Source organism: Vibrio sp. 1F255, assembly GCF_041439145.1.
GTDB lineage: Bacteria > Pseudomonadota > Gammaproteobacteria > Enterobacterales > Vibrionaceae > Vibrio > Vibrio crassostreae_C.
Genome location: NZ_JBGONQ010000008.1, coordinates 14369 through 35687, shown reverse-complemented (window position 1 = coordinate 35687; position 21319 = coordinate 14369). Strand labels below are relative to the sequence as shown.

At 46.1% G+C, this 21319-nt stretch carries 20 protein-coding genes; 14 read left to right on the top strand and 6 right to left on the bottom strand.

Features of this window, described 5'->3' with window-relative positions:
* Positions 1-97 precede the first annotated feature (97 nt).
* On the bottom strand, positions 98-1294 hold the full coding sequence (locus tag ACED41_RS06915) for a 3-phenylpropionate MFS transporter (RefSeq protein ID WP_017062710.1): 1197 nt from the start codon (positions 1292-1294) through the stop codon (positions 98-100).
* 232 nt (positions 1295-1526) lie between these two features.
* Between ACED41_RS06915 and ACED41_RS06910 the strand changes: the two genes are divergently transcribed.
* The 9 genes from ACED41_RS06910 (at position 1527) to fis (ending at position 11315) form a co-directional block, all read left to right on the top strand.
* Positions 1527-3359, top strand: a complete 1833-nt coding sequence (locus ACED41_RS06910) for a DUF294 nucleotidyltransferase-like domain-containing protein (protein ID WP_371724728.1) — start codon at positions 1527-1529, stop codon at positions 3357-3359.
* A gap of 10 nt (positions 3360-3369) precedes the next feature.
* Positions 3370-4002, top strand: coding sequence for a 3'-5' exonuclease (locus tag ACED41_RS06905; protein WP_371724706.1), 633 nt, complete (start codon positions 3370-3372; stop codon positions 4000-4002).
* A 218-nt stretch (positions 4003-4220) separates the two neighbouring features.
* Positions 4221-6170: an acetate--CoA ligase gene (gene acs / locus ACED41_RS06900; RefSeq protein ID WP_371724705.1), complete on the top strand. Its 1950-nt coding sequence runs from the start codon at positions 4221-4223 to the stop codon at positions 6168-6170.
* A gap of 322 nt (positions 6171-6492) precedes the next feature.
* Positions 6493-6942, top strand: a complete 450-nt coding sequence (gene aroQ, locus ACED41_RS06895) for a type II 3-dehydroquinate dehydratase (protein ID WP_010435475.1) — start codon at positions 6493-6495, stop codon at positions 6940-6942.
* Between the two features lie 74 nt (positions 6943-7016).
* A complete protein-coding gene (gene accB, locus ACED41_RS06890; protein ID WP_017062707.1) occupies positions 7017-7469 on the top strand; it encodes an acetyl-CoA carboxylase biotin carboxyl carrier protein in 453 nt (150 codons plus the stop codon).
* Between the two features lie 15 nt (positions 7470-7484).
* Positions 7485-8828: an acetyl-CoA carboxylase biotin carboxylase subunit gene (gene accC / locus ACED41_RS06885; RefSeq protein WP_017062706.1), complete on the top strand. Its 1344-nt coding sequence runs from the start codon at positions 7485-7487 to the stop codon at positions 8826-8828.
* 170 nt (positions 8829-8998) lie between these two features.
* The gene (prmA, locus tag ACED41_RS06880; protein WP_017055901.1) at positions 8999-9886 is read left to right on the top strand and encodes a 50S ribosomal protein L11 methyltransferase; all 888 of its coding nucleotides are present in this window, start codon (positions 8999-9001) and stop codon (positions 9884-9886) included.
* Positions 9887-10026: 140 nt separating this feature from the next.
* On the top strand, positions 10027-10995 hold the full coding sequence (dusB, locus tag ACED41_RS06875) for a tRNA dihydrouridine synthase DusB (protein WP_032546269.1): 969 nt from the start codon (positions 10027-10029) through the stop codon (positions 10993-10995).
* 23 nt (positions 10996-11018) lie between these two features.
* The gene (fis, locus tag ACED41_RS06870) at positions 11019-11315 is read left to right on the top strand and encodes a DNA-binding transcriptional regulator Fis (protein ID WP_004729744.1); all 297 of its coding nucleotides are present in this window, start codon (positions 11019-11021) and stop codon (positions 11313-11315) included.
* Positions 11316-11403: 88 nt separating this feature from the next.
* Here fis and zntR read toward each other — a convergent pair whose 3' ends face one another.
* Entirely contained in the window at positions 11404-11844 is a 441-nt protein-coding gene (zntR, locus tag ACED41_RS06865) for a Zn(2+)-responsive transcriptional regulator (protein ID WP_017062704.1), read from the bottom strand.
* A gap of 325 nt (positions 11845-12169) precedes the next feature.
* Here zntR and purH point away from each other — a divergent pair, with 325 nt between their 5' ends.
* A complete protein-coding gene (gene purH / locus ACED41_RS06860) occupies positions 12170-13780 on the top strand; it encodes a bifunctional phosphoribosylaminoimidazolecarboxamide formyltransferase/IMP cyclohydrolase (protein ID WP_371724704.1) in 1611 nt (536 codons plus the stop codon).
* Between the two features lie 133 nt (positions 13781-13913).
* Positions 13914-15203, top strand: coding sequence for a phosphoribosylamine--glycine ligase (gene purD, locus ACED41_RS06855; protein ID WP_017062702.1), 1290 nt, complete (start codon positions 13914-13916; stop codon positions 15201-15203).
* A gap of 181 nt (positions 15204-15384) precedes the next feature.
* Here purD and ACED41_RS06850 read toward each other — a convergent pair whose 3' ends face one another.
* Both ACED41_RS06850 and hupA read right to left on the bottom strand, forming a co-directional pair.
* Positions 15385-16083, bottom strand: coding sequence for a DUF1481 domain-containing protein (locus tag ACED41_RS06850; protein ID WP_017063655.1), 699 nt, complete (start codon positions 16081-16083; stop codon positions 15385-15387).
* A gap of 47 nt (positions 16084-16130) precedes the next feature.
* Positions 16131-16403 (bottom strand): nucleoid-associated protein HU-alpha, encoded by a 273-nt coding sequence (gene hupA, locus ACED41_RS06845; RefSeq protein WP_004729753.1) that lies wholly within the window; start codon positions 16401-16403, stop codon positions 16131-16133.
* A 270-nt stretch (positions 16404-16673) separates the two neighbouring features.
* On the opposite strand from hupA, the gene ACED41_RS06840 reads away from it, so the two are divergent.
* Positions 16674-17825: a CNNM domain-containing protein gene (locus ACED41_RS06840; protein ID WP_371724703.1), complete on the top strand. Its 1152-nt coding sequence runs from the start codon at positions 16674-16676 to the stop codon at positions 17823-17825.
* A 104-nt stretch (positions 17826-17929) separates the two neighbouring features.
* Here the strand turns inward: ACED41_RS06840 and ACED41_RS06835 are convergent, their stop codons facing one another.
* On the bottom strand, positions 17930-18517 hold the full coding sequence (locus ACED41_RS06835) for a YjaG family protein (protein ID WP_017062699.1): 588 nt from the start codon (positions 18515-18517) through the stop codon (positions 17930-17932).
* A 71-nt stretch (positions 18518-18588) separates the two neighbouring features.
* Between ACED41_RS06835 and ACED41_RS06830 the strand changes: the two genes are divergently transcribed.
* Together ACED41_RS06830 and ACED41_RS06825 are read left to right on the top strand one after the other, a co-directional pair.
* Positions 18589-19515 (top strand): D-2-hydroxyacid dehydrogenase, encoded by a 927-nt coding sequence (locus ACED41_RS06830; RefSeq protein ID WP_017062698.1) that lies wholly within the window; start codon positions 18589-18591, stop codon positions 19513-19515.
* Positions 19515-20108: a uracil-DNA glycosylase family protein gene (locus tag ACED41_RS06825; protein ID WP_017062697.1), complete on the top strand. Its 594-nt coding sequence runs from the start codon at positions 19515-19517 to the stop codon at positions 20106-20108. Before ACED41_RS06830 ends, ACED41_RS06825 begins: the two co-directional genes overlap by 1 nt.
* A 103-nt stretch (positions 20109-20211) precedes the next feature.
* Here ACED41_RS06825 and hemE read toward each other — a convergent pair whose 3' ends face one another.
* Positions 20212-21279 (bottom strand): uroporphyrinogen decarboxylase, encoded by a 1068-nt coding sequence (gene hemE, locus ACED41_RS06820; protein WP_017060530.1) that lies wholly within the window; start codon positions 21277-21279, stop codon positions 20212-20214.
* Positions 21280-21319 lie beyond the last annotated feature (40 nt).

The window sequence follows — 21319 nt, the reverse complement described above, 5'->3', positions numbered from 1 at the left end:
TAAAAAAACCTCTCCATAAGGGAGAGGTTTCATTTAACTAAGGATGGGTGATTAACTCAATCGCATCGCTTAAATTCTGTGCTTTAGACTCTAATTATCAGCATTTGCTGTGAGATTCTGACTGTTCCGAATCTGATTGATTAATCTCAACCACTGAACTTCTTTCATCCAACTTAATGAACAGAGCAAGTGCACCCATTGCAGCCATGCCCCAGAAGATATTTGCGCCCCAAAGCTCATAACCCCAACCACTTAAGGTGGTCATCAGTGCAATAAAGGCACCTAATGGAATCGCGTTATACAGGGCTTGTAGCGCAACCATCTTGTTTTGTTCTTCAGATTGGATGTATTGAATCGCGGCGATGTGTGCCATGGCAAATGTCACACCGTGCAGCAACTGCACCATCACCAGTGCAAAAATCGCCGTGGTTGATGCGGTTATACCCCAACGCGCCATCACCCCAATAGCCGCGACGACAAACAAAGTACGCAGTGACCAGCCTGAGAATAATCGCTTACTCAGAGCAAATACGGCCACTTCAGCAACAACACCTAAACTCCACAAATAACCGATGATAGCTTCTGAGTGACCCGCTTCTTTCCAATAAATCGCACTAAAACTGTAGTAAGCCGCATGACTACCTTGCAGCAGCGCCATCAAGGCTAAAAACTTTACCACTGACGACTCACGCAGCAGTTCACCTAGTTTTGGTCGCGCCGCTTGTTGCTCAGATTGTGTTACTGGCATCACATTGGGGTTTCTCATCGCAAGAATCAATGACAGCAACACACCGGCAAGCGCAGTATACAAAATCATGTCAGTGCCGAATTGTGCCACCAAATAGCCAACAACCGTTGAACCTGCGATAAAGGCAATTGATCCCCAAAGACGAGTTCGGCCGTAGTCGAGCATTTTCAAACGACTGTAATGGTTAGCCATCGCATCAGAAAGAGGAATGATCGGCCCACAACAGAGGTTAAACAGTACCGTTGCCAACAACATCAGTATAAAGCTGCCACCGGTGAAGAAGTGGAAACCGACAAACAGCAGCGCAGCGAAACTCAAACAGCGTAGCGCTGGCATCAAGTGTTCCACTTTATGGATACGCGGCGTAATCACTAAGTTGGCCACACAACGAGTCGCAAAGCCGATACCAATCAATACGCCAATATCACCAGCAGACACGCCTTGGTCTTCAAACCACAACGCCCAAAATGGCAAATACACGCCATACGCAAAAAAGAAACCAAGAAAATACTGAGAGATCCAGCCATAGGGTGAAGGGCTAAACATAAATGACCTATAAAGTGTGCGGAAAAAGGCAGCACCAATTATGCCTATCTCGCATACGATGAAAAAGGGAATTATTACTGGGATAGTATTCCCATATTCAATGGGTCTGGATATCGCATTTCAACAAGAGATTTCACGCTCATCAATACTCATACTCGCATTTAGACTAAAGTCGTCTGGAGCTTCGCTGGTATTTTGTCAGACTGATTAAAGACTCCCATTTCTTCTTGTGATGCTTATGCCTGACAAATTTAATATGCAGCACCCGCCCTTCGATAGCCTGTCCGATACGGAACAGTTGAAGCTTCGCTCTTCATTAGACGTGGTGTATTACCGCTCTCAAGAAGTGATACTGGAAGCAGATAGGCCGAGCAGACACCTGCACATCCTGATCAAAGGAGCCGTTGAAGAGCGCGCGAGCAGTGATGGTGAGATTTACGCACATTACGCCAATGACGATATTTTTGATGTGCGCAGCCAGTTTGAACCTCACACCAAACATCAATATATCGCACTCGAAGACACCTTAAGCTACCTACTGCCTACCGATGTTTTTCTCGATCTTTATCACGCCAATGGTCAATTTGCCGCCTACTTTGATAGTAACCTGTCGACACGGAAAGCTCTGATTGAGGCCGCTCAGCAGCAACAGAATCTTGCCGAGTTTATATTAACCAAAGTGGATGACTCTATCTATCACCCACCACTGATACTTGAACCAAACCAACCGATCAACCAAGTCACTCAAACCCTTAAAGAACAAGGGTTAGACTCGGCCCTAGTCCATTTGGAACATAATGATCCAAAAGCTTTTGGATCATCATGTTCCTTGTCGTATGGAATCGTCACTCGAACCAATTTATTGCATGCTGTGATGCTCGATAATTTCACACTGGATGCGCCTGTCGGTGAGATCGCAACGTTTCCGGTGATGCACGTGAACCAAGGCGATTTCTTATTTAACGCCATGATTACCATGACCAGAAATCGAGTAAAAAGGTTGATGGTTTGTGATGGTAAAAATGCGGTCGGCATGGTGGATATGACACAGATTCTCAGTGCATTCTCCACACACTCCCACGTTCTTACTTTGCGTATTGCGCGCGCCACCAGCGTTGAAGAATTGGCAATGGCATCCAACAAACAACGTCAACTGGTCGAGAGCTTGCTCAGTAATGGGATTCGCACACGCTTTATCATGGAGCTGATTTCTGCGGTCAACGAACAGATCATAGAGAAGGCTTTTGAGTTGGTGATCCCACCTGCACTGCATAATCATTGCTGCCTAATCGTGTTGGGTTCCGAAGGCCGTGGGGAACAAATTCTCAAAACCGATCAAGACAACGCTCTGATTATTCAAGATGGTTTGGAATGGCATCAATGCCAAAGTGCCATGAACGACCTCACTCATACCCTTCAACAATTGGGTTACCCACTGTGCCCGGGCAACGTGATGGTCAACAATCCGAAATGGGTGCATTCAGAGCAAGAGTGGAAACAAACCCTTACCCATTGGGTAAAAAAAGCCACGCCAGACACCGTGATGGATATCGCGATCATGGCAGATGCACACGCAGTAGCGGGGAATAGAGAGTTATTAAAACCTGTAAAGCAGCACCTCAGTGATTTAATGCTCGGACAAGAATTGATTCTGACGGAGTTCTGCCGCCCGGCGCTGAACTTCTCAGTTCCCCTGACCCTGTTTGGTAATGTGAAGCAATCCAAGTCCGGACTCGATATCAAACAAGGCGGTATTTTCCCTATCGTGCATGGTGTGAGAGCGCTTTGCCTAGAACATGGTGTCACGGTCAACAACACCTTCGAACGCATTGAGCAGCTGGTCAGCAAGAAAGTATTAGAGCAAAGTACTGCCGATAATCTCAGTGAAGCACTCAAGCAATTCTTTAAGTGGCGCTTAGCCCAAAGGCTTTCTCAGCAGCACAGCAGCAACAAGATTAACGTCAAACTGATGGAACGAGCAGACAGGGATCTGCTTCGTCATAGCCTGCACGTGGTGAAGAAATTCAAGCAATGGCTCGGCTACCACTATCAGATACGGGATTAGGCATTGAACGATGAATAGGTTGGTTCGCTATTACTGGCATCACAAGCTCAAAGGCTCCCTCTATCAGCCTCTGTTTACCGCGCCTATTGATAATGAATATGTATCGCTCGATTGTGAAACCACCAGCCTAGATCCCAATCAGGCAGAATTAGTTACCATTGCCGCGACCAAGATCATCGGTAACCGAATCATTACCAGCCAACCTTTTGAAGTCCGGTTGCGCGCCCCCCAATCGCTCGATTGCAATTCAATAAAAATCCACCGTATCCGTCATCAAGATCTAAAGCACGGCATCGAAGAAAAACAGGCTTTAATCGAGCTACTGAACTTCATTGGAAATCGTCCTTTAGTCGGCTATCACATCCGCTATGATAAAAAAATTCTCGACCGCGCCTGTTTAAAACAGCTTGGATTTCCACTGCCTAACCGATTAGTCGAAGTGAGCCAACTCTATCAAGACAAACTCGAAAGACAGCTGCCCAATGCCTATTTTGATCTCAGTATGGACGCCATCTGTCGCCAACTCGATTTACCTATCCCGGTCAATAAACATGATGCATTACAAGACGCTATCTCCGCTGCGCTGATCTTTGTGCGCCTGAAACATGGTGACCTTCCCCGTTTCAACTCTTCTTATTCTTAATTCAACCACTGGCGCTTCACATAGAGAGCAACATCTCAAAATTGAACTTAACTCGCTATTTTGTAAGTGAAAAGCAGCGTCTCATCCTAAAGTCTAATTGTGGAAATCGCCGTCCTAGCCGAGAGTGATAACACAAAGACGGTTCTGTAATAGACCTAGAAACTGAACACAAAGGAAGTTGCCAGTTCATTAGGAATGTAGGCACAAGGAGAGATGCAATGAGTGAAGCCCACGTTTATCCGGTAAAAGAAAATATTAAATCAACCACACACGCGGATAATGACACTTACCTAGCCATGTACCAGCAATCTGTTTCTGACCCTGAAGGCTTTTGGGGTGAACACGGAAAAATCGTTGATTGGATCAAACCTTTCACACAAGTAAAAAACACCTCTTTCGACCCTGGCCACATTGATATTCGCTGGTTTGAAGATGGCACGCTTAACGTTTCGGCTAACTGTATCGACCGCCACCTTGCTGAGCGCGGTGATGAAGTCGCTATCATCTGGGAAGGCGATGACCCGGCAGATGATAAAACTCTAACTTTTAATGAACTGCATAAAGAAGTGTGCCTGTTTTCGAATGCTCTAAAAGAGCAAGGCGTGCGCAAAGGTGATGTGGTTTGTTTATACATGCCAATGGTGCCAGAAGCGGCAGTAGCCATGCTGGCGTGTACCCGTATCGGTGCGGTTCACACAGTCGTATTTGGTGGTTTCTCACCAGAAGCACTGTCTGGTCGTATTATCGATTCAAATTCTAAAGTCGTTATCACTGCCGATGAAGGCGTGCGTGGCGGCCGTGCTGTTCCACTGAAAAAGAATGTCGATGAAGCACTGACGAACCCTGAAGTGAAAAACATCGAGAAGGTTGTTGTATTCAAACGCACTGGCGGTGATGTGGCATGGCACGAACATCGCGATGTGTGGTGGCACGATGCTATTGCTAATGTATCTGCAGATTGCCCACCAGAAGAGATGAACGCAGAAGATCCACTATTCATCCTTTATACGTCAGGCTCAACAGGTAAACCTAAAGGCGTTATGCACACCACAGGTGGCTACCTTGTTTATGCTGCGATGACCTTCAAATACGTATTCGATTACCAAGAAGGCGAGACTTTCTGGTGTACAGCCGATGTGGGTTGGATTACCGGTCACACATATCTTGTTTACGGACCGCTTGCTAATGGCGCAAAAACGATTCTGTTTGAAGGCGTGCCAAATTACCCGAACACCAGCCGCATGAGCGAAGTGGTCGATAAGCACCGAGTTAATATTCTTTATACGGCGCCAACGGCTATTCGTGCATTGATGGCGAAAGGCAATGAAGCCGTTGAAGGTACTTCTCGTGACAGCCTAAGAATCATGGGCTCAGTGGGTGAACCTATCAACCCAGAGGCGTGGGAGTGGTACTACAAAACAATCGGTAATGAGCAATCTCCAATTGTTGATACATGGTGGCAAACAGAAACGGGCGGTATCTTGATTGCACCGCTACCAGGCGCAACAGACCTGAAACCGGGCTCTGCAACTCGTCCATTCTTCGGTGTGCAACCGGCACTGGTTGATAACATGGGTAACATCATTGAGGGTGCAACAGACGGCAACCTAGTGATTCTTGACTCTTGGCCAGGCCAAATGCGTACCGTTCATGGCGATCATGACCGCTTCGAACAGACTTACTTCTCGACCTTTAAAGGCATGTACTTCACCAGTGACGGCGCTCGTCGTGATGAAGACGGTTACTACTGGATTACGGGGCGTGTCGATGATGTACTTAACGTATCAGGTCACCGTATGGGTACTGCTGAGATTGAATCGGCTCTAGTCGCGTTCGATAAGATTGCAGAAGCCGCGATTGTGGGCATCCCTCATGATATTAAAGGCCAAGCGATTTACGCTTACATCACGCTGAATGATGGTGAGTTCCCAACCGCAGAGCTTCATAAAGAAGTAAAAGACTGGGTACGTAAAGAGATTGGCCCAATTGCAACGCCAGATGTACTGCACTGGACCGACTCTCTACCAAAAACTCGTTCGGGTAAAATCATGCGTCGTATCCTGCGTAAAATCGCGACTGGCGATACAGGTAACCTAGGTGATACCTCGACACTGGCCGACCCAAGTGTGGTTGATAAGCTGATTGCCGAGAAAGCAGAACTGGCATAAGCAACCAGTCACAGCAGCTAATCACTGTTTAAAACAGCACTTTCTAAACCGTCACCTATGTGGCGGTTTTTTTATGGCTGATCTTGATCTCAAATATCCCGCCCCAAATTAAGGCTAAGACGCTTTTTTGTTAAGTTGGTAACAATTCCAAGCTGTATCAATAGGAGATTAGACCAGTAAATTGCTGCGATTTGCGCTGAATTAGCTATAATCTGGTTCTAATTTTTAAATTTGGGTTTTTCTCACTGGAAATTAACCGCAAATTTTCAATAAAATGGCAACATTCACGTTCGTAAACACGATAAAGGAAGATAGCCCCACGATGTCTACAAAGTTTCGCATTCTAGTTTTAAATGGCCCAAACCTTAACCTGTTAGGCCTTAGAGAGCCCGCACACTACGGTTCTCAAACACTTGACCAGATTATTAGCTCACTGACCGAGCAAGCGAAAGCACACGATGTTGAGCTATCTCACTTACAGTCAAATCGTGAGTACGAACTGATTGAAGCTATCCATAGTGCTTATCAAAATGTTGATTTTATTATTATCAACCCAGCAGCCTTTACACATACCAGTGTGGCACTGCGTGATGCACTACTTGGCGTTGCCATACCATTTATTGAGGTTCATCTATCGAATGTTCACGCGCGTGAACCATTCCGTCACCACTCTTACCTATCTGATAAAGCAGAAGGTGTGATTTGTGGCTTAGGTGCCCAAGGTTATCAATTTGCTTTGACCGCTGCGCTCAGCAAGCTCAACTCAAAGTAAACATAAACAACGAACTATTACTAACCTACTCAGTCATAGAGTAAGTTCAATTAACAGATAAAGAGAAAGAAACAATGGATATTCGCAAAATCAAAAAGCTAATCGAATTGGTTGAAGAGTCTGGTATTTCTGAGCTAGAAATCTCTGAAGGTGAAGAGTCAGTACGAATCAGTCGTAACAGCACTGCACCTGTAGCACCTGTTCAATATGCAGCTGCTCCAGCACCTGTAGCGGCAGCAGCTCCTGCGGCGGCACCTGTAGCAGCAGAAGCAGCAGCTCCTGCAGTTCCAGCTGGTCACCAAGTTCTTTCTCCAATGGTTGGTACTTTCTACGGCGCTCCAAGCCCAGACGCAAAACCATTCGTTAAAGTTGGTCAATCTGTAACTGCTGGCGAAACGCTATGTATCGTTGAAGCAATGAAAATGATGAACCAAATCGAAGCTGATAAATCTGGTGTTGTAACAGCTATCCTAGTTGAAGACGGTCAACCAGTAGAATTCGACCAAGCTCTAGTAATTATCGAATAATAGAGAGCACTCATTATGTTAGATAAATTAGTAATCGCGAACCGTGGTGAGATTGCACTACGTATTCTGCGTGCATGTAAAGAGCTTGGCATTAAAACGGTAGCGGTTCACTCAACTGCTGACCGTGACCTTAAGCACGTACTGCTTGCAGACGAAACCATTTGTATCGGTCCAGCTCGTGGTATCGATAGCTACCTAAACATCCCTCGTATCATCAGCGCAGCTGAAGTTACAGGTGCAGTAGCTGTTCACCCTGGCTACGGCTTCCTATCTGAAAATGCAGACTTTGCAGAACAGGTAGAGCGCAGTGGCTTTATCTTCGTTGGCCCTAAAGCTGAAACCATTCGCATGATGGGTGACAAAGTGTCAGCTATCACGTCAATGAAGAAAGCTGGCGTACCTTGTGTACCAGGTTCTGACGGCCCTCTTGACGACGACGAAGCAAAAAACAAAGCGCACGCTAAACGCATTGGCTTCCCAGTTATCATCAAGGCATCTGGCGGCGGCGGCGGTCGTGGTATGCGTGTTGTTCGTTCTGAAGCAGAATTAACAGAAGCTATCGCGATGACTCGTGCTGAAGCAAAAGCATGTTTCAACAACGACATGGTTTACATGGAGAAATTCCTAGAAAACCCACGTCACATTGAAGTACAAGTGCTTGCAGATGGCCAAGGTAATGCTATCCACCTAGGTGAGCGTGACTGTTCAATGCAACGTCGTCACCAGAAAGTTGTGGAAGAAGCGCCAGCTCCAGGTATCACTGAAGAGATGCGTAAGTACATTGGCGAACGTTGTACTCGTGCATGTATTGAGATCGGTTACCGCGGTGCAGGTACATTTGAATTCCTATACGAGAACGGTGAATTCTACTTCATCGAAATGAACACTCGTATCCAGGTTGAACACACGATTACTGAAATGGTAACGGGTATCGACCTAGTGAAAGAACAGCTACGTATTGCAGCTGGTCAGCCTCTATCATTCACTCAGGATGACATTAAGCTGCGTGGCCACTCAATCGAATGTCGTATCAATGCTGAAGATCCAGTTCGTTTCCTACCTTCACCAGGTAAGATTGAACGTTTCCACGCACCAGGCGGCATGGGCGTACGTTGGGAATCTCACATCTACACGGGTTACACAGTGCCACCACACTACGATTCAATGATTGGTAAGCTGATCACTTACGGTGAGAACCGTGATGTTGCTATCGCTCGTATGAAGAACGCATTGGGTGAAATGATTGTTGAAGGTATTAACGTTAATACTGAGCTTCAACTGTCTATTATGAACGACGAAAACTTCCAACACGGTGGTGCAAACATCCACTACCTTGAGAAGAAACTTGGTTTGTCATAATCCGTTCGTTTAAGAACAGTCAAAATGCTCACTTCGGTGAGCATTTTTGTTTTTGAACCGCCGAAAAAATCAATCTTTAATCCCCATTATATTCCGTGGGGTTTTGGTGAATTTGCTCATATTTTCTGCTAGACTCGCCATCCAATTTTTCTCATATAGAAGATGCAGCCATGCCTTGGATTCAAATCAAGCTTAATGCTACCAATGAAAATGCCGAACAAATCGGCGACATGTTAATGGAAGAGACTGGTGCTCTTTCTGTAACTTTCCTGGATGCACAAGATACCCCTGTATTTGAGCCTCTGCCAGGCGAAACTCGCCTTTGGGGTGATACTGACATTCTCGCGCTTTACGACGCTGAGACTGATACTGGTGTCGTTCTAGCGCAGATTAAAGCAAGCAACATGTTCCCTGCAGACTTTGCTCATAAAGTAGAGCAAATTGAAGACAAGGATTGGGAGCGTGAATGGATGGACAACTTCCACCCAATGAAGTTTGGTGAGCGTTTATGGATCTGCCCTAGCTGGCGCGATATCCCTGAACCTGACGCTGTTAACGTAATGCTAGACCCTGGCCTTGCATTTGGTACAGGTACTCACCCGACAACGGCATTGTGTCTTGAGTGGCTTGAAGGCTTAGACCTTGCAGGCAAAACCGTGATCGACTTCGGTTGTGGCTCAGGCATCCTAGCGATCGCTGCGATCAAACTAGGCGCAGCAAAAGTTATCGGGATCGACATTGATCCTCAAGCTCTGCTTGCATCAAAAGACAACGCACAACGCAATGGCGTTGCTGAGCAACTAGAGGTGTTCTTGCCACAAGATCAACCGGAAGGTTTGCTAGCAGACGTTGTTGTTGCCAACATTCTTGCGGGTCCATTACGCGACCTTTCTGGCATCATCAAGGGCCTAGTTAAGCCAAATGGTGTACTTGCGATGTCGGGTGTTTTAGATACACAAGCAGAAGATGTTGCCACTTATTATCGTGATGAGCTTCACATTGATCCGATCATCGAACAACAAGAATGGTGTCGAATCTCAGGTCGCAAGCAAGGCTAGACAAGACTTTGGGCGCTAATTGACTGAAATTTAAACAAATTACAAAAACAAATTGTAAATGCTCAAATATTAGTCTTTTCACGCAGCGAAAAAATGCGTAAAATGCGCGCCCTTGCTGGTACAGAACTGTGATGACATTTTTGAAAATCGGAAATTATCAACTTAAGAACAATCTAATCGTCGCTCCTATGGCTGGCGTAACGGATAGACCATTCCGTGAGTTGTGTCTTCGCTACGGTGCGGGGATGGCAGTCAGTGAAATGATGTCCTCCAATCCGAAAGTTTGGAAAACGTCAAAGTCTCAGCAGCGTATGGTACATGAAGGCGAATCGGGCATTCGTTCAGTACAAATCGCTGGTGCAGATCCACAGCTTATGGCCGAGGCTGCTCAATTTAATGTCGATAACGGTGCGCAAATCATCGATATCAACATGGGTTGTCCAGCCAAAAAAGTGAATAAGAAGCTTGCGGGCTCAGCCTTACTGCAGCATCCAGAACTCATTGAAGACATTCTGAAAGCGGTGGTAAATGCTGTCGACGTTCCAGTAACGTTGAAAACGCGCACAGGCTGGGATACAGACAATAGAAACTGTGTCCAAATCGCGAAAATAGCCGAAGACTGCGGCATACAAGCTCTTGCGCTCCATGGAAGAACTCGCGCTTGTATGTACAAAGGTGAGGCAGAATACAAACACATTAAAGCAGCGAAACAAGCAGTATCTATTCCGGTTATCGCTAACGGTGATATCGATAGTCCGGAAAAAGCGAAGTTTGTGCTGGAGTACACCGGCGCTGATGCTTTAATGATAGGTCGACCTGCCCAAGGACGTCCTTGGATTTTTAACGAAATCCTACACTATTTGGAAAACGGCACCACGATGGACCCACTCCCGATTTCGGAAGTGAAAGACATCATGCTTGGTCATGTGCACGCTCTACATGAATTTTATGGAGAGTTTTTAGGCCCTCGCATCGCTCGTAAGCATGTGGGTTGGTATCTAAAAGAACATGAACAAGCGAGTGAGTTTCGCCGTACCTTCAACGCATTCGAAGCAGGTGATCTGCAGCTTGAAGCGCTAGAAGGTTTTTTTGATAACGTTGCACCATAATTACGAGAAGAGCTAGACCGAATATGTTCGAACAAAATCTGACTTCAGAAGCATTGACAGTAACTACAGTTACATCACAAGACCAAATCACGCAGAAGCCACTACGTGACTCAGTTAAAGCATCATTGAAAAATTACCTTGCTCAATTAAACGGTCAAGAAGTCAGCGAGTTATACGAATTAGTATTAGCTGAAGTTGAACAGCCACTACTAGACACTATCATGCAGTACACTCGCGGTAACCAAACTCGCGCAGCAACCATGATGGGTATTAACCGCGGTACTCTTCGCAAGAAACTTAAAAAATACGGCATGAACTAATCGTTCTTTCGTAATTTATTGAATTGAAAGCCAAGCTCATTGTTGAGTTTGGCTTTTTTTTGGCTTGTCGATCCGTGATAGTGGCTGATTACTCTCCAGTGCGACAACAGCGCCCTTTGTCGACGTTTGCGGAATCCAAGGCTGCCAGAATCGAACAATGGCTTGCATCGTCGTCTACGTGGCCGCAACACGCATCATTAATCTTCTTAAGTGCGGTGCGAATCTTAGTTAACTCGGTAATCTTCTCATCAATCATCTCTAGCTTTGCTGAGGTAATCGACTTCACTTCAGCGCAACTGTGCTGTGTGGCCTCGAGGCGAATCTCAAGCAATTCTTTAATCTCGTCCAAACTCAGCCCCAACGCTTTAGATTTGAGAATAAACGTCACCTGTTTCTGGTTATTTTCATCATATAGGCGATAACCCGAGTCACTGCGACTGGCTGGCGCGATCAGGTTATTCTTCTCATAAAATCGCAAGGTATCGGCTGTCACACCGCATCGCTTCGCTAATTCACCGATCTGAAACATGTTTTTTCCTACTGTTTCGTCCATTCCACAATTAACCTTATCGTTACTTTTCAGGCTGAAATGGCACTTTTCATAATTAATTTTGAGATGCCAAACGATTGCGCGAGCTTTTTTGTAATAAATTAGTTAGAATCTGCGCCATCAAATTTGGAGTTGGTTATCTTATAGCTTAATCATAAGACTAACCCAAAAGGTCTTTACCAAAACTGGCCAATATTTTATCTCTTACTGGTATCTAAGATAATCCACGCTAAGAAGATAGAAACAAGTTCTTTTTTGGCAAATATCTTTATTTTAACCCCATGAATTTGAGGAAGATGGAAGCATGAATAACGCTCGTCCAATTCGCCGCGCTCTAATCAGCGTATCAGACAAAACTGGTATCGTTGAATTTGCACAAGCTCTTGCTAACCGTGGTGTAGATATCCTATCTACCGGTGGCACTGCTCGCCTGCTTGCTGAAAAAGGCATCTCTGTTACAGAAGTATCTGACTACACTGGTTTCCCAGAAATGATGGATGGCCGTGTTAAGACTCTGCACCCAAAAGTTCATGGTGGTGTTCTAGGCCGTCGTGGCCAAGATGATGACGTGATGGAAACTCACGGTATCAACCCTATCGATATGGTTGTTGTAAACCTATACCCATTCGCAGAAACCGTTGCTAAAGAAGGTTGTACCCTTGCTGATGCTGTTGAGAACATCGACATCGGCGGCCCTACAATGGTTCGCTCTGCAGCGAAAAACCACAAAGACGTAACGATCGTTGTTAACGCACACGACTACGAGCGCGTTGTCGCTGAAATGGACGCGAACGATAAATCTCTAACACTAGAGACTCGCTTCGACCTCGCTATCGCAGCATTCGAGCACACCGCTTCTTACGACGGCATGATCGCAAACTACTTCGGCACTATGGTTCCATCTTACGGTGCCTCTCTACTTGATGAAGAAGGAAAGAAGGCTGACGAAGAGTCTAAATTCCCTCGCACGTTCAACCAACAGTTCGAGAAAAAGCAAGACATGCGCTACGGTGAGAACAGCCACCAGGCAGCCGCATTCTACGTTGAAGCAAACCCTGAAGAAGCATCTGTTTCTACTGCTCGCCAAATTCAAGGTAAAGCCCTTTCTTACAACAACATCGCTGACACCGACGCAGCACTTGAGTGTGTGAAAGAGTTCGACCAGCCAGCATGTGTGATCGTTAAGCACGCTAACCCATGTGGTGTTGCACTAGGTGAAGACATCCTAGAAGCTTACGACCGTGCATTCAAAACAGACCCAACGTCTGCATTTGGCGGCATCATCGCTTTCAACCGTGAACTAGACGCAGCAACAGCAACGGCTATCACTGAGCGTCAATTCGTTGAAGTTATCATTGCACCATCAGTTTCTGCTGAGGCAGTAGAAATCGTAGCGGCTAAGAAAAACCTTCGTCTACTTGAGTGTGGTGAGTGGACAACTAAGACGACTGGCTTTGACGTTAAACGCGTTAACGGTGGCTTGCTAGTTCAAGACCGCGATCAAGGCATGGTGTCTGAAGATGACCTGAAAGTGGTTTCTAAGCGTCAACCAACAGCTGAAGAATTGAAAGATGCTCTATTCTGCTGGAAAGTAGCGAAATACGTTAAATCTAACGCTATCGTTTACTCGAAAGGCGACATGACAATTGGTGTTGGCGCTGGCCAAATGAGCCGCGTTTATTCTGCGAAAATTGCAGGCATCAAAGCTGAAGACGAAGGTCTACAGGTTGAAGGCTGTGTGATGGCATCAGATGCATTCTTCCCATTCCGTGACGGTATCGACGCGGCTGCAGAGGCTGGAATCAAGTGTGTTATCCAACCGGGCGGCTCTATGCGTGATGACGAAGTTATCGCAGCAGCAGACGAACACGGCATGGCGATGATCTTTACGGGCATGCGTCACTTCCGCCACTAGAAAGAAAAGATACGAGAGCGCTTCGCTACGGGAAACGAGAACGCTGCGCTCCGAGATGAGCAACACTATCATTTAGTGTTGCTCAGACATTTTTTAGTTCTACTACTATCAATTTTGATTGAAGGTTTAAAACATGAATGTATTGATTATTGGTGCTGGCGGTCGTGAGCATGCACTAGGTTGGAAAGCAGCACAAAACCCAAACGTTGAAACAGTATTCATCGCTCCAGGTAACGCAGGCACTGCACTTGAGCCAAAACTAGAGAACGTAAACATCGGCGTTGAAGACATCGCTGGTTTAGTCGCGTTTGCTCAAGATAAAAAAATCGAACTGACTATCGTGGGCCCTGAAGCACCATTGGTTATCGGTGTGGTTGATGCATTCCGCGAAGTAGGTTTGCCAATCTTCGGCCCTACTCAAGCTGCAGCACAGCTTGAAGGCTCTAAAGCATTCACTAAAGACTTCCTAGCTCGTCATGATATCCCAACAGGTTACTACTCAAACTTCACTGAGATTGAGCCAGCTATCGCTTACGTTCGCGAGCAAGGCGCTCCTATCGTAGTGAAAGCTGACGGTCTTGCGGCAGGTAAAGGCGTTATCGTTGCGATGACCCTTGAAGAAGCAGAAGACGCAATCAAAGACATGCTAGCGGGCAACGCCTTTGGCGAAGCAGGCAGCCGCGTTGTTATCGAAGAGTTCCTCGAAGGCGAAGAAGCAAGCTTCATCGTAATGGTTGACGGCTCTAGCGTGCTTCCTATGGCCACCAGCCAAGATCACAAACGTGTTGGCGACAAAGACACTGGGCCAAACACGGGCGGCATGGGTGCTTACTCTCCTGCGCCGGTTGTAACTCCAGAAATCCACAACCGTATCCTTGAGGAAGTTATCTACCCAACGGTACGTGGTATGGACGCAGAAGGCGCACCTTACACAGGTTTCCTTTACGCTGGCCTAATGATCGATGCTGACGGCACACCTAAAGTTATCGAATACAACTGCCGCTTTGGCGACCCTGAAACGCAACCTATCATGATGCGTATGGAGTCAGACCTTGTTGAACTTTGCCTAATGGCTATCGACGAGAAGCTCGACGAAGCAGAATCGAAGTGGGATCCACGCGCTTCTATCGGTGTTGTTCTTGCGGCTGGCGGTTACCCTGCTGACTACGCAAAAGGTGACGTTATTTCACTACCAACAAGCGAAGTTGAAGGCCAAAAGGTTTTCCACGCGGGTACGACAAATAATGAAGCTGGCGACGTTGTGACAAACGGCGGTCGTGTACTTTGTGCAACAGCACTGGGCAATACGGTTTCTGAGGCTCAAGAGCGCGCTTACGCGTTGACGAAGCAAGTTAGCTGGAATGGTATGTTCCACCGCAATGATATTGGTTACCGTGCGATTGCGCGCGAACAAGAGCAGTAAACAATCTTGTTGCTCGCTTACTTTCCAATAACAGTAAGCAAATGACAGCAAGTGAATAACAGAAAAAGGCGCCTCAATAGGCGCCTTTTATTATCTCATTTACACAAGAATCTGTATTTGTACAGACAAATAGGCACTTGGCCTACAGTAGGCCAAATACTCTCAATCCTTTGATTACTCGCTATTCTTTCAACAATGATGGCCTAACGACACAATCATGGCTGTCTTCAGCCAGCATCAGTAACTCTTCCACGCTCATCTTACCCAGTGAATCACTGCCAAGAAACGCCGCATAGCTTTCCACAGACGCCAATCGGTCAATCACGAAGCCTGGCAAGGTCTGGTTAAATTCAATGCGATCAAACTCACCACCAGCGCACGTTTTAAAAGAGCTGCCATTCCAGTAACCCTGAATCAGCCTAAGCCCTTCATCATGCTGCTTCGTTGTGGTCTCTAGAACCGACGTCGCTTCTTTCTGATAGTTTTCAAGCTGCTTGGCTTGGATAGGTAAGATTTTGCTATCAATACGATACTGTTGATACACAGCTTCGCCTGACTTATTGAAACGCACATGGACTCGATAGGGAACCAGCTCATTAGAAGAGTTACGCTGCTCGCCTTCACGAATGAATTCACGAAGCACGCCTTCTGACCAAGCATAATCAGTTTGGTACCAGCCGTAATCGCCGACAGTGACGTAGTCAGCTGAAGTATGAGGTTGTGTTAGCTTGTTTGTAACCCAGTAGAAACTCGTCGCGTCGCCCATGACTTGGCCGCCAGTGTGAGTTTCAAATTGCTCTAGGTTTTTGCGAGGGCTTGTTGAAGAACAGCCAATAAGAAATGTAGATAATAGTGAAACGAGAAGAAATGCTTTTTTCATAAAAACCTGTACCGAGGTGGAATACGACTACCTCGGTACAGTTTAGATTATTTCACTGAATCTTTCAGCGCTTTACCTGCAACAAATGCTGGAACATTTGCAGCAGCGATTTGGATCTCATCACCAGTTTTTGGGTTACGACCAGTGCGAGCTGCACGGTGGTTTACTTTAAAAGTACCAAAACCAATTAGCTGAACTTGATCGCCATCTTTAAGAGCATCTGTAACACCGCCAAGAGTCGCTTCTAGAGCAGCTTTAGCTTGTGCTTTAGAAAGGTCCGCTTTTTCAGCAATAAAGTCGATTAATTGAGTCTTGTTCATTTTAGGTTTCCCTTCTTTGTATTTTTGAATTCAATTCACTCTAAAACATAAATGCCCCATCTGGCAAAGGTTTGTCGTCGATCTTTAGCTCTAATGCCGTAGTTTTAGCCATAATATGAGTAATAACTCACAATTTGTTACTGATTTTATTAAGCAAGCCCTTGTTTAAAAGGGGCTGAGAGCAAAATTAATGATGACCTAGCCACTACTTTTTCACTATAATCCACGCTGAATCGCTGCTAAAGCGTACAATTTAATTTAAGGGCAAACATGCTGCTGCTATCTATTTACGTCTCCATTGCTATTGGAGTTTCTTTCATTTGTTCTGTTTTGGAAGCTGTACTTTTGAGTATTAGTCCGAGCTACATTGCTCAACTAAAACAAAATGGGCACCCTGCAGCAGAGTCTTTAGACAAACTGAAAACAGATATTGACCGCCCGCTTGCGTCAATTTTAACGCTCAACACCATCGCCCATACTATCGGTGCTGCGACAGCAGGTGCACAAGCGGCTGTCGTTTTTGGTAGCCAATGGTTAGGTGTCTTCTCTGCCGTGCTAACGCTAGGTATCTTGGTATTATCTGAGATTGTTCCAAAGACCATTGGTGCAACCTACTGGCGTCAACTTGCCCCTGCTTCGGCAAGCGTGCTGCGCTGGATGGTGTTCTTCCTAACACCGTTTGTCTGGTTCTCAGAACAGATCACCAAACGTCTTGCTCGTGGCCACCAAGCACCAAAAATGCGTGATGAGCTATCTGCAATGGCGATTTTGGCAAAAGAGAGCGGCGAGTTTGCAGAAGGCGAATCAAAAATCCTGAGCAACCTACTGGGTATTCAAGATGTACCCGTGACTCAAATAATGACGCCGCGCCCAGTGGTATTCCGTGTTGATGCGGAAATGAGTGTCAATACCTTCCTAGAACAACATAAAGACACGCCATTCTCACGCCCGCTGGTTTACAGCGAGCAGAGTGACAACATCATCGGTTTTGTTCACCGCTTAGAGCTGTTTAGATTGCAGCAAGCCGGTTGTGGTGAGAAAGCTCTGGGTGAAGTAATGCGCCCTATCCACGTGTTGCTGAACAACATGGGCTTGGCTAAAGCCTTTGACCAGATGATGGCAAACCGCCTGCAACTGTCTTTAGTTGTGGACGAATACGGCACTATTCAGGGCATCATCACCCTAGAAGACATCTTTGAGCACCTAGTGGGCGAAGAGATTGTCGACGAAGCGGATAAGACGACTGACATGCAAGAACTGGCGTTCCAACGCTGGGAGAAGTGGAAAGAGACACACGGTGTTATCGAAAACCGCGATGACGAGGACGAGGAAGAAACTCCAGCAGACAACGACTCTTCAGATGCAAAATCAACGAATGACGACGACGCATCAAAAGATAAGGCATCAAAAGACAAAGTGTAGAACGAAGACAAAAAAGACGCTTAATCTAAATTTGATACCGTCAGATACAACAAAGGCTCCCTAGGGAGCCTTTGTTTTTATTCGTACCTTGGTGCAATTGCGAATTATAGCGCAACACCAATGTTACTGACTGGGTCTTCACGCAGTTCGTGGCGTAGGTCTTTGATCAGCTCTAAGTCACGCTCAGTCGTTTCACGTAGAGGTCGGAAAATGGCCCACTGAACGTCCCACTCTTCACACACCGCTTCGTTTTCTTTCTGGTTTTCGTTCGTCACTTCTTCAGCGCCTTGAGCAAACTCAAGCTCAGCAACCGTCTTCACCGATTGTTGACTCACTTTAATTACCGCTTCCAACATATGTTCACGGTCAAGCAGACCATGAATTAGCGTTGCTAGGCCTTGGCATGCGTCCATTGCTGGGTAAACACCATAAAAATCAAAATCATCACCGCTAGGGAATAGCTCTTCAACCTTCTCAAGTTGACGCTCAAAGTTCACCTTTGCTGTTTTAACCGTCAGGATTTCCCAAATGCTATCCAAAACATCACGATAGATTCGAGCTTCCGCAAATTCTGTATTCTCACAAAACATGGCATAGTTAGGGTACATACGCTCACATAGACACGCCATAAAGGTAATTTGTTGCCAAGGTTCTAACTTTTCAAGACGAACCTGCAGTGGATTCTGAAGCATAGTCACTCAATAATTGCAGAAAAAGACAGCGAAAGTGTACTTGATAAACCCTGGGGGGAAAAGGTAAGCCGATGAACAATTTTACGAATAAGCTCTATATTCTTACTGAGCATGACGATACCTATACGCAACTGATTCTAAACCAGGATTTACCCGACCTAGAAATCACTCAAAACCCCAAATCAGCACAGATTGTCTTGGCGTCACCACCTCTAATCGCAGAGCGCCTCGGCGAGTTTAAAGAGCTAGACTGGGTACAGAGTACCTATGCCGGAATCAATAAACTCACTCAGCCAGATCTGCGTCAGGACTATACGCTAACCAACGTCAAAGGCATCTTTGGTCCGGCTATCGCAGAATACGTATTGGGTTACACAATCAGTCACTGTAGACACTTCCCTCATTACCACCAGCATCAACAACAACGAAACTGGCAGCCACAGCTTTATACTAGCCTAACTGACAAAACTATGGTGATTTTAGGAACAGGTTCAATCGGCAGTCATTTGGCAAAAACCGCGGCGGCTTTTGGTATTCATACCATAGGTGTCAACCGTACCGGCATCCCATCCAAACAAGAAACCTTTAAAGAGACTTTCCACATCAATGAGATAGAGGCTGCCCTTAAGCAGGCCGATATTGTGGTCAACACCTTGCCATCAACCGCTGAAACCTATCAGCTGTTGAACCAAACCACGTTAGGTTACTGCTCTAATGTGTTGCTGTTTAATGTCGGTCGAGGGGAAAGCATCGACAATAAAGCCTTGTTGCTCGCCATAAAAAACAGATGGGTAGAACACGCATTTTTAGATGTGTTTGAAAGTGAACCCCTCTCTCAGGAACATCCTTTCTGGAAACTACCGCAAGTCACCATCACTCCACACATCGCTGCACTCAGTGAGCCAAGACAAGTAGTCGAGATCTTCGCAGAGAATTACAAACAGTGGCGAGATGGCTTTACACTTAATCATGTCATCGATTTTGAAAAAGGTTACTGATGTCCTCTTCGTTACTTAAAGAGATTCGACAATGCCGAGCTTGTAAGCCTCACCTATCACACGGTGCCAACCCGGTGATTCAAGCGCATCCAAACGCGCGCTTGCTGATCATAGGCCAAGCGCCGGGTATCAAGGTGCATGAGTCGTCGATACCTTGGAATGACGCCAGTGGTGAACGACTAAGAGAATGGTTAGGGGTAGATAGCGATACTTTTTACGACGAGCAAAAAGTCGCGATTGTGCCTATGGGGTTTTGTTATCCGGGGAAAGGGAAAAGTGGCGATCTCCCACCACGCAAAGAGTGCGCGGGGCTTTGGCACAACAAAGTGCTGCAATCTCTACCCAATATTCAAATGACACTGCTGATTGGCCAGTACGCACAAAACCATTACCTAACAAACAAAACCACCAGCACATTGACCGAAACCGTGCGTGATTGGCAAAGGTGGGCGCCTGAGTTTTTGCCATTACCCCACCCTTCGCCACGCAATAATATCTGGCTCAAGAAGAACCCTTGGTTTGAAAGTGAAGTCATTCCTTATATCAGGAAACACATCTCTGAGCATTTGGCCTACCATGATCCAAATACCTAATTAACTGCACACAACAAGATTAAACCGCCATCAAATGCCAATTTCAGGCAATAAAAAAGCGCTGTTGGTTTCCCAACAGCGCTTTCAATAATCTTACTCAGAATTACTTGTGGTAAGGCTTAGACAATTCGTGAACAGCGTCAACGAATACACCAGCATTCTCTGGCGGTACATCTAAGTGGATACCGTGGCCTAGGTTAAATACATGACCTGTACCACCGTCACCGAAGCCTTCAAGGATGCTGCCCACTTCTTCGCGAATACGTTCAGGTTGAGCGTAAAGCATTGAAGGATCCATGTTACCTTGCAGAGCAACTTTGTCGCCGATGCGAGCTTTTGCATCTGCGATGTTGATTGTCCAGTCTAGACCAACCGCATCACAACCTGTTGCTGCGATAGACTCAAGCCACATGCCGCCGTTCTTAGTGAACAGAGTAACCGGTACTCGACGACCTTCGTTTTCACGGATTAGGCCATCAACGATTTTGTGCATGTATTGCAGTGAGAATAGGTTGTAGTCACGAGGAGTCAGTACACCACCCCATGTATCAAATACCATTACCGATTGAGCACCCGCTTTAATTTGCGCGTTCAAGTATTCGATAACACTGTCAGCCAGCTTGTCTAGAAGCAGGTGCAGCGTTTGTGGTTCTGCGTACATCATCTTCTTGATCTTAGTGAATGCTTTAGAGCTTCCACCTTCAACCATGTATGTCGCTAGAGTCCATGGGCTACCAGAGAAACCAATCAGTGGCACTTCGCCTTTCAGGTCTTTACGGATCTGACGAACGGCATTCATTACGTATTGAAGCTCGCCTTCTGGATCAGGTAGGCCAATCTTCTCTACGTCAGCTTTACACGTGATAGGACGCTCAAACTTAGGACCTTCACCTGTTTCAAAGTACAAACCTAAGCCCATTGCATCAGGGATAGTTAGGATGTCTGAGAACAAGATTGCCGCATCAAGCGGGAAACGACGTAAAGGTTGAAGTGTTACTTCTGATGCCAGTTCCGCGTTTTTGCACAAAGACATGAAATCGCCCGCTTCAGCGCGCGTTGCTTTGTATTCAGGAAGATAGCGGCCAGCTTGGCGCATCATCCATACCGGTGTGTAATCAACAGGCTGTTTTAAAAGTGCGCGTAAATAGCGATCGTTTTTTAATTCGGTCATTCCGTTAAATTCCAATTCAATCTTGTCTAGTTTTGATGGC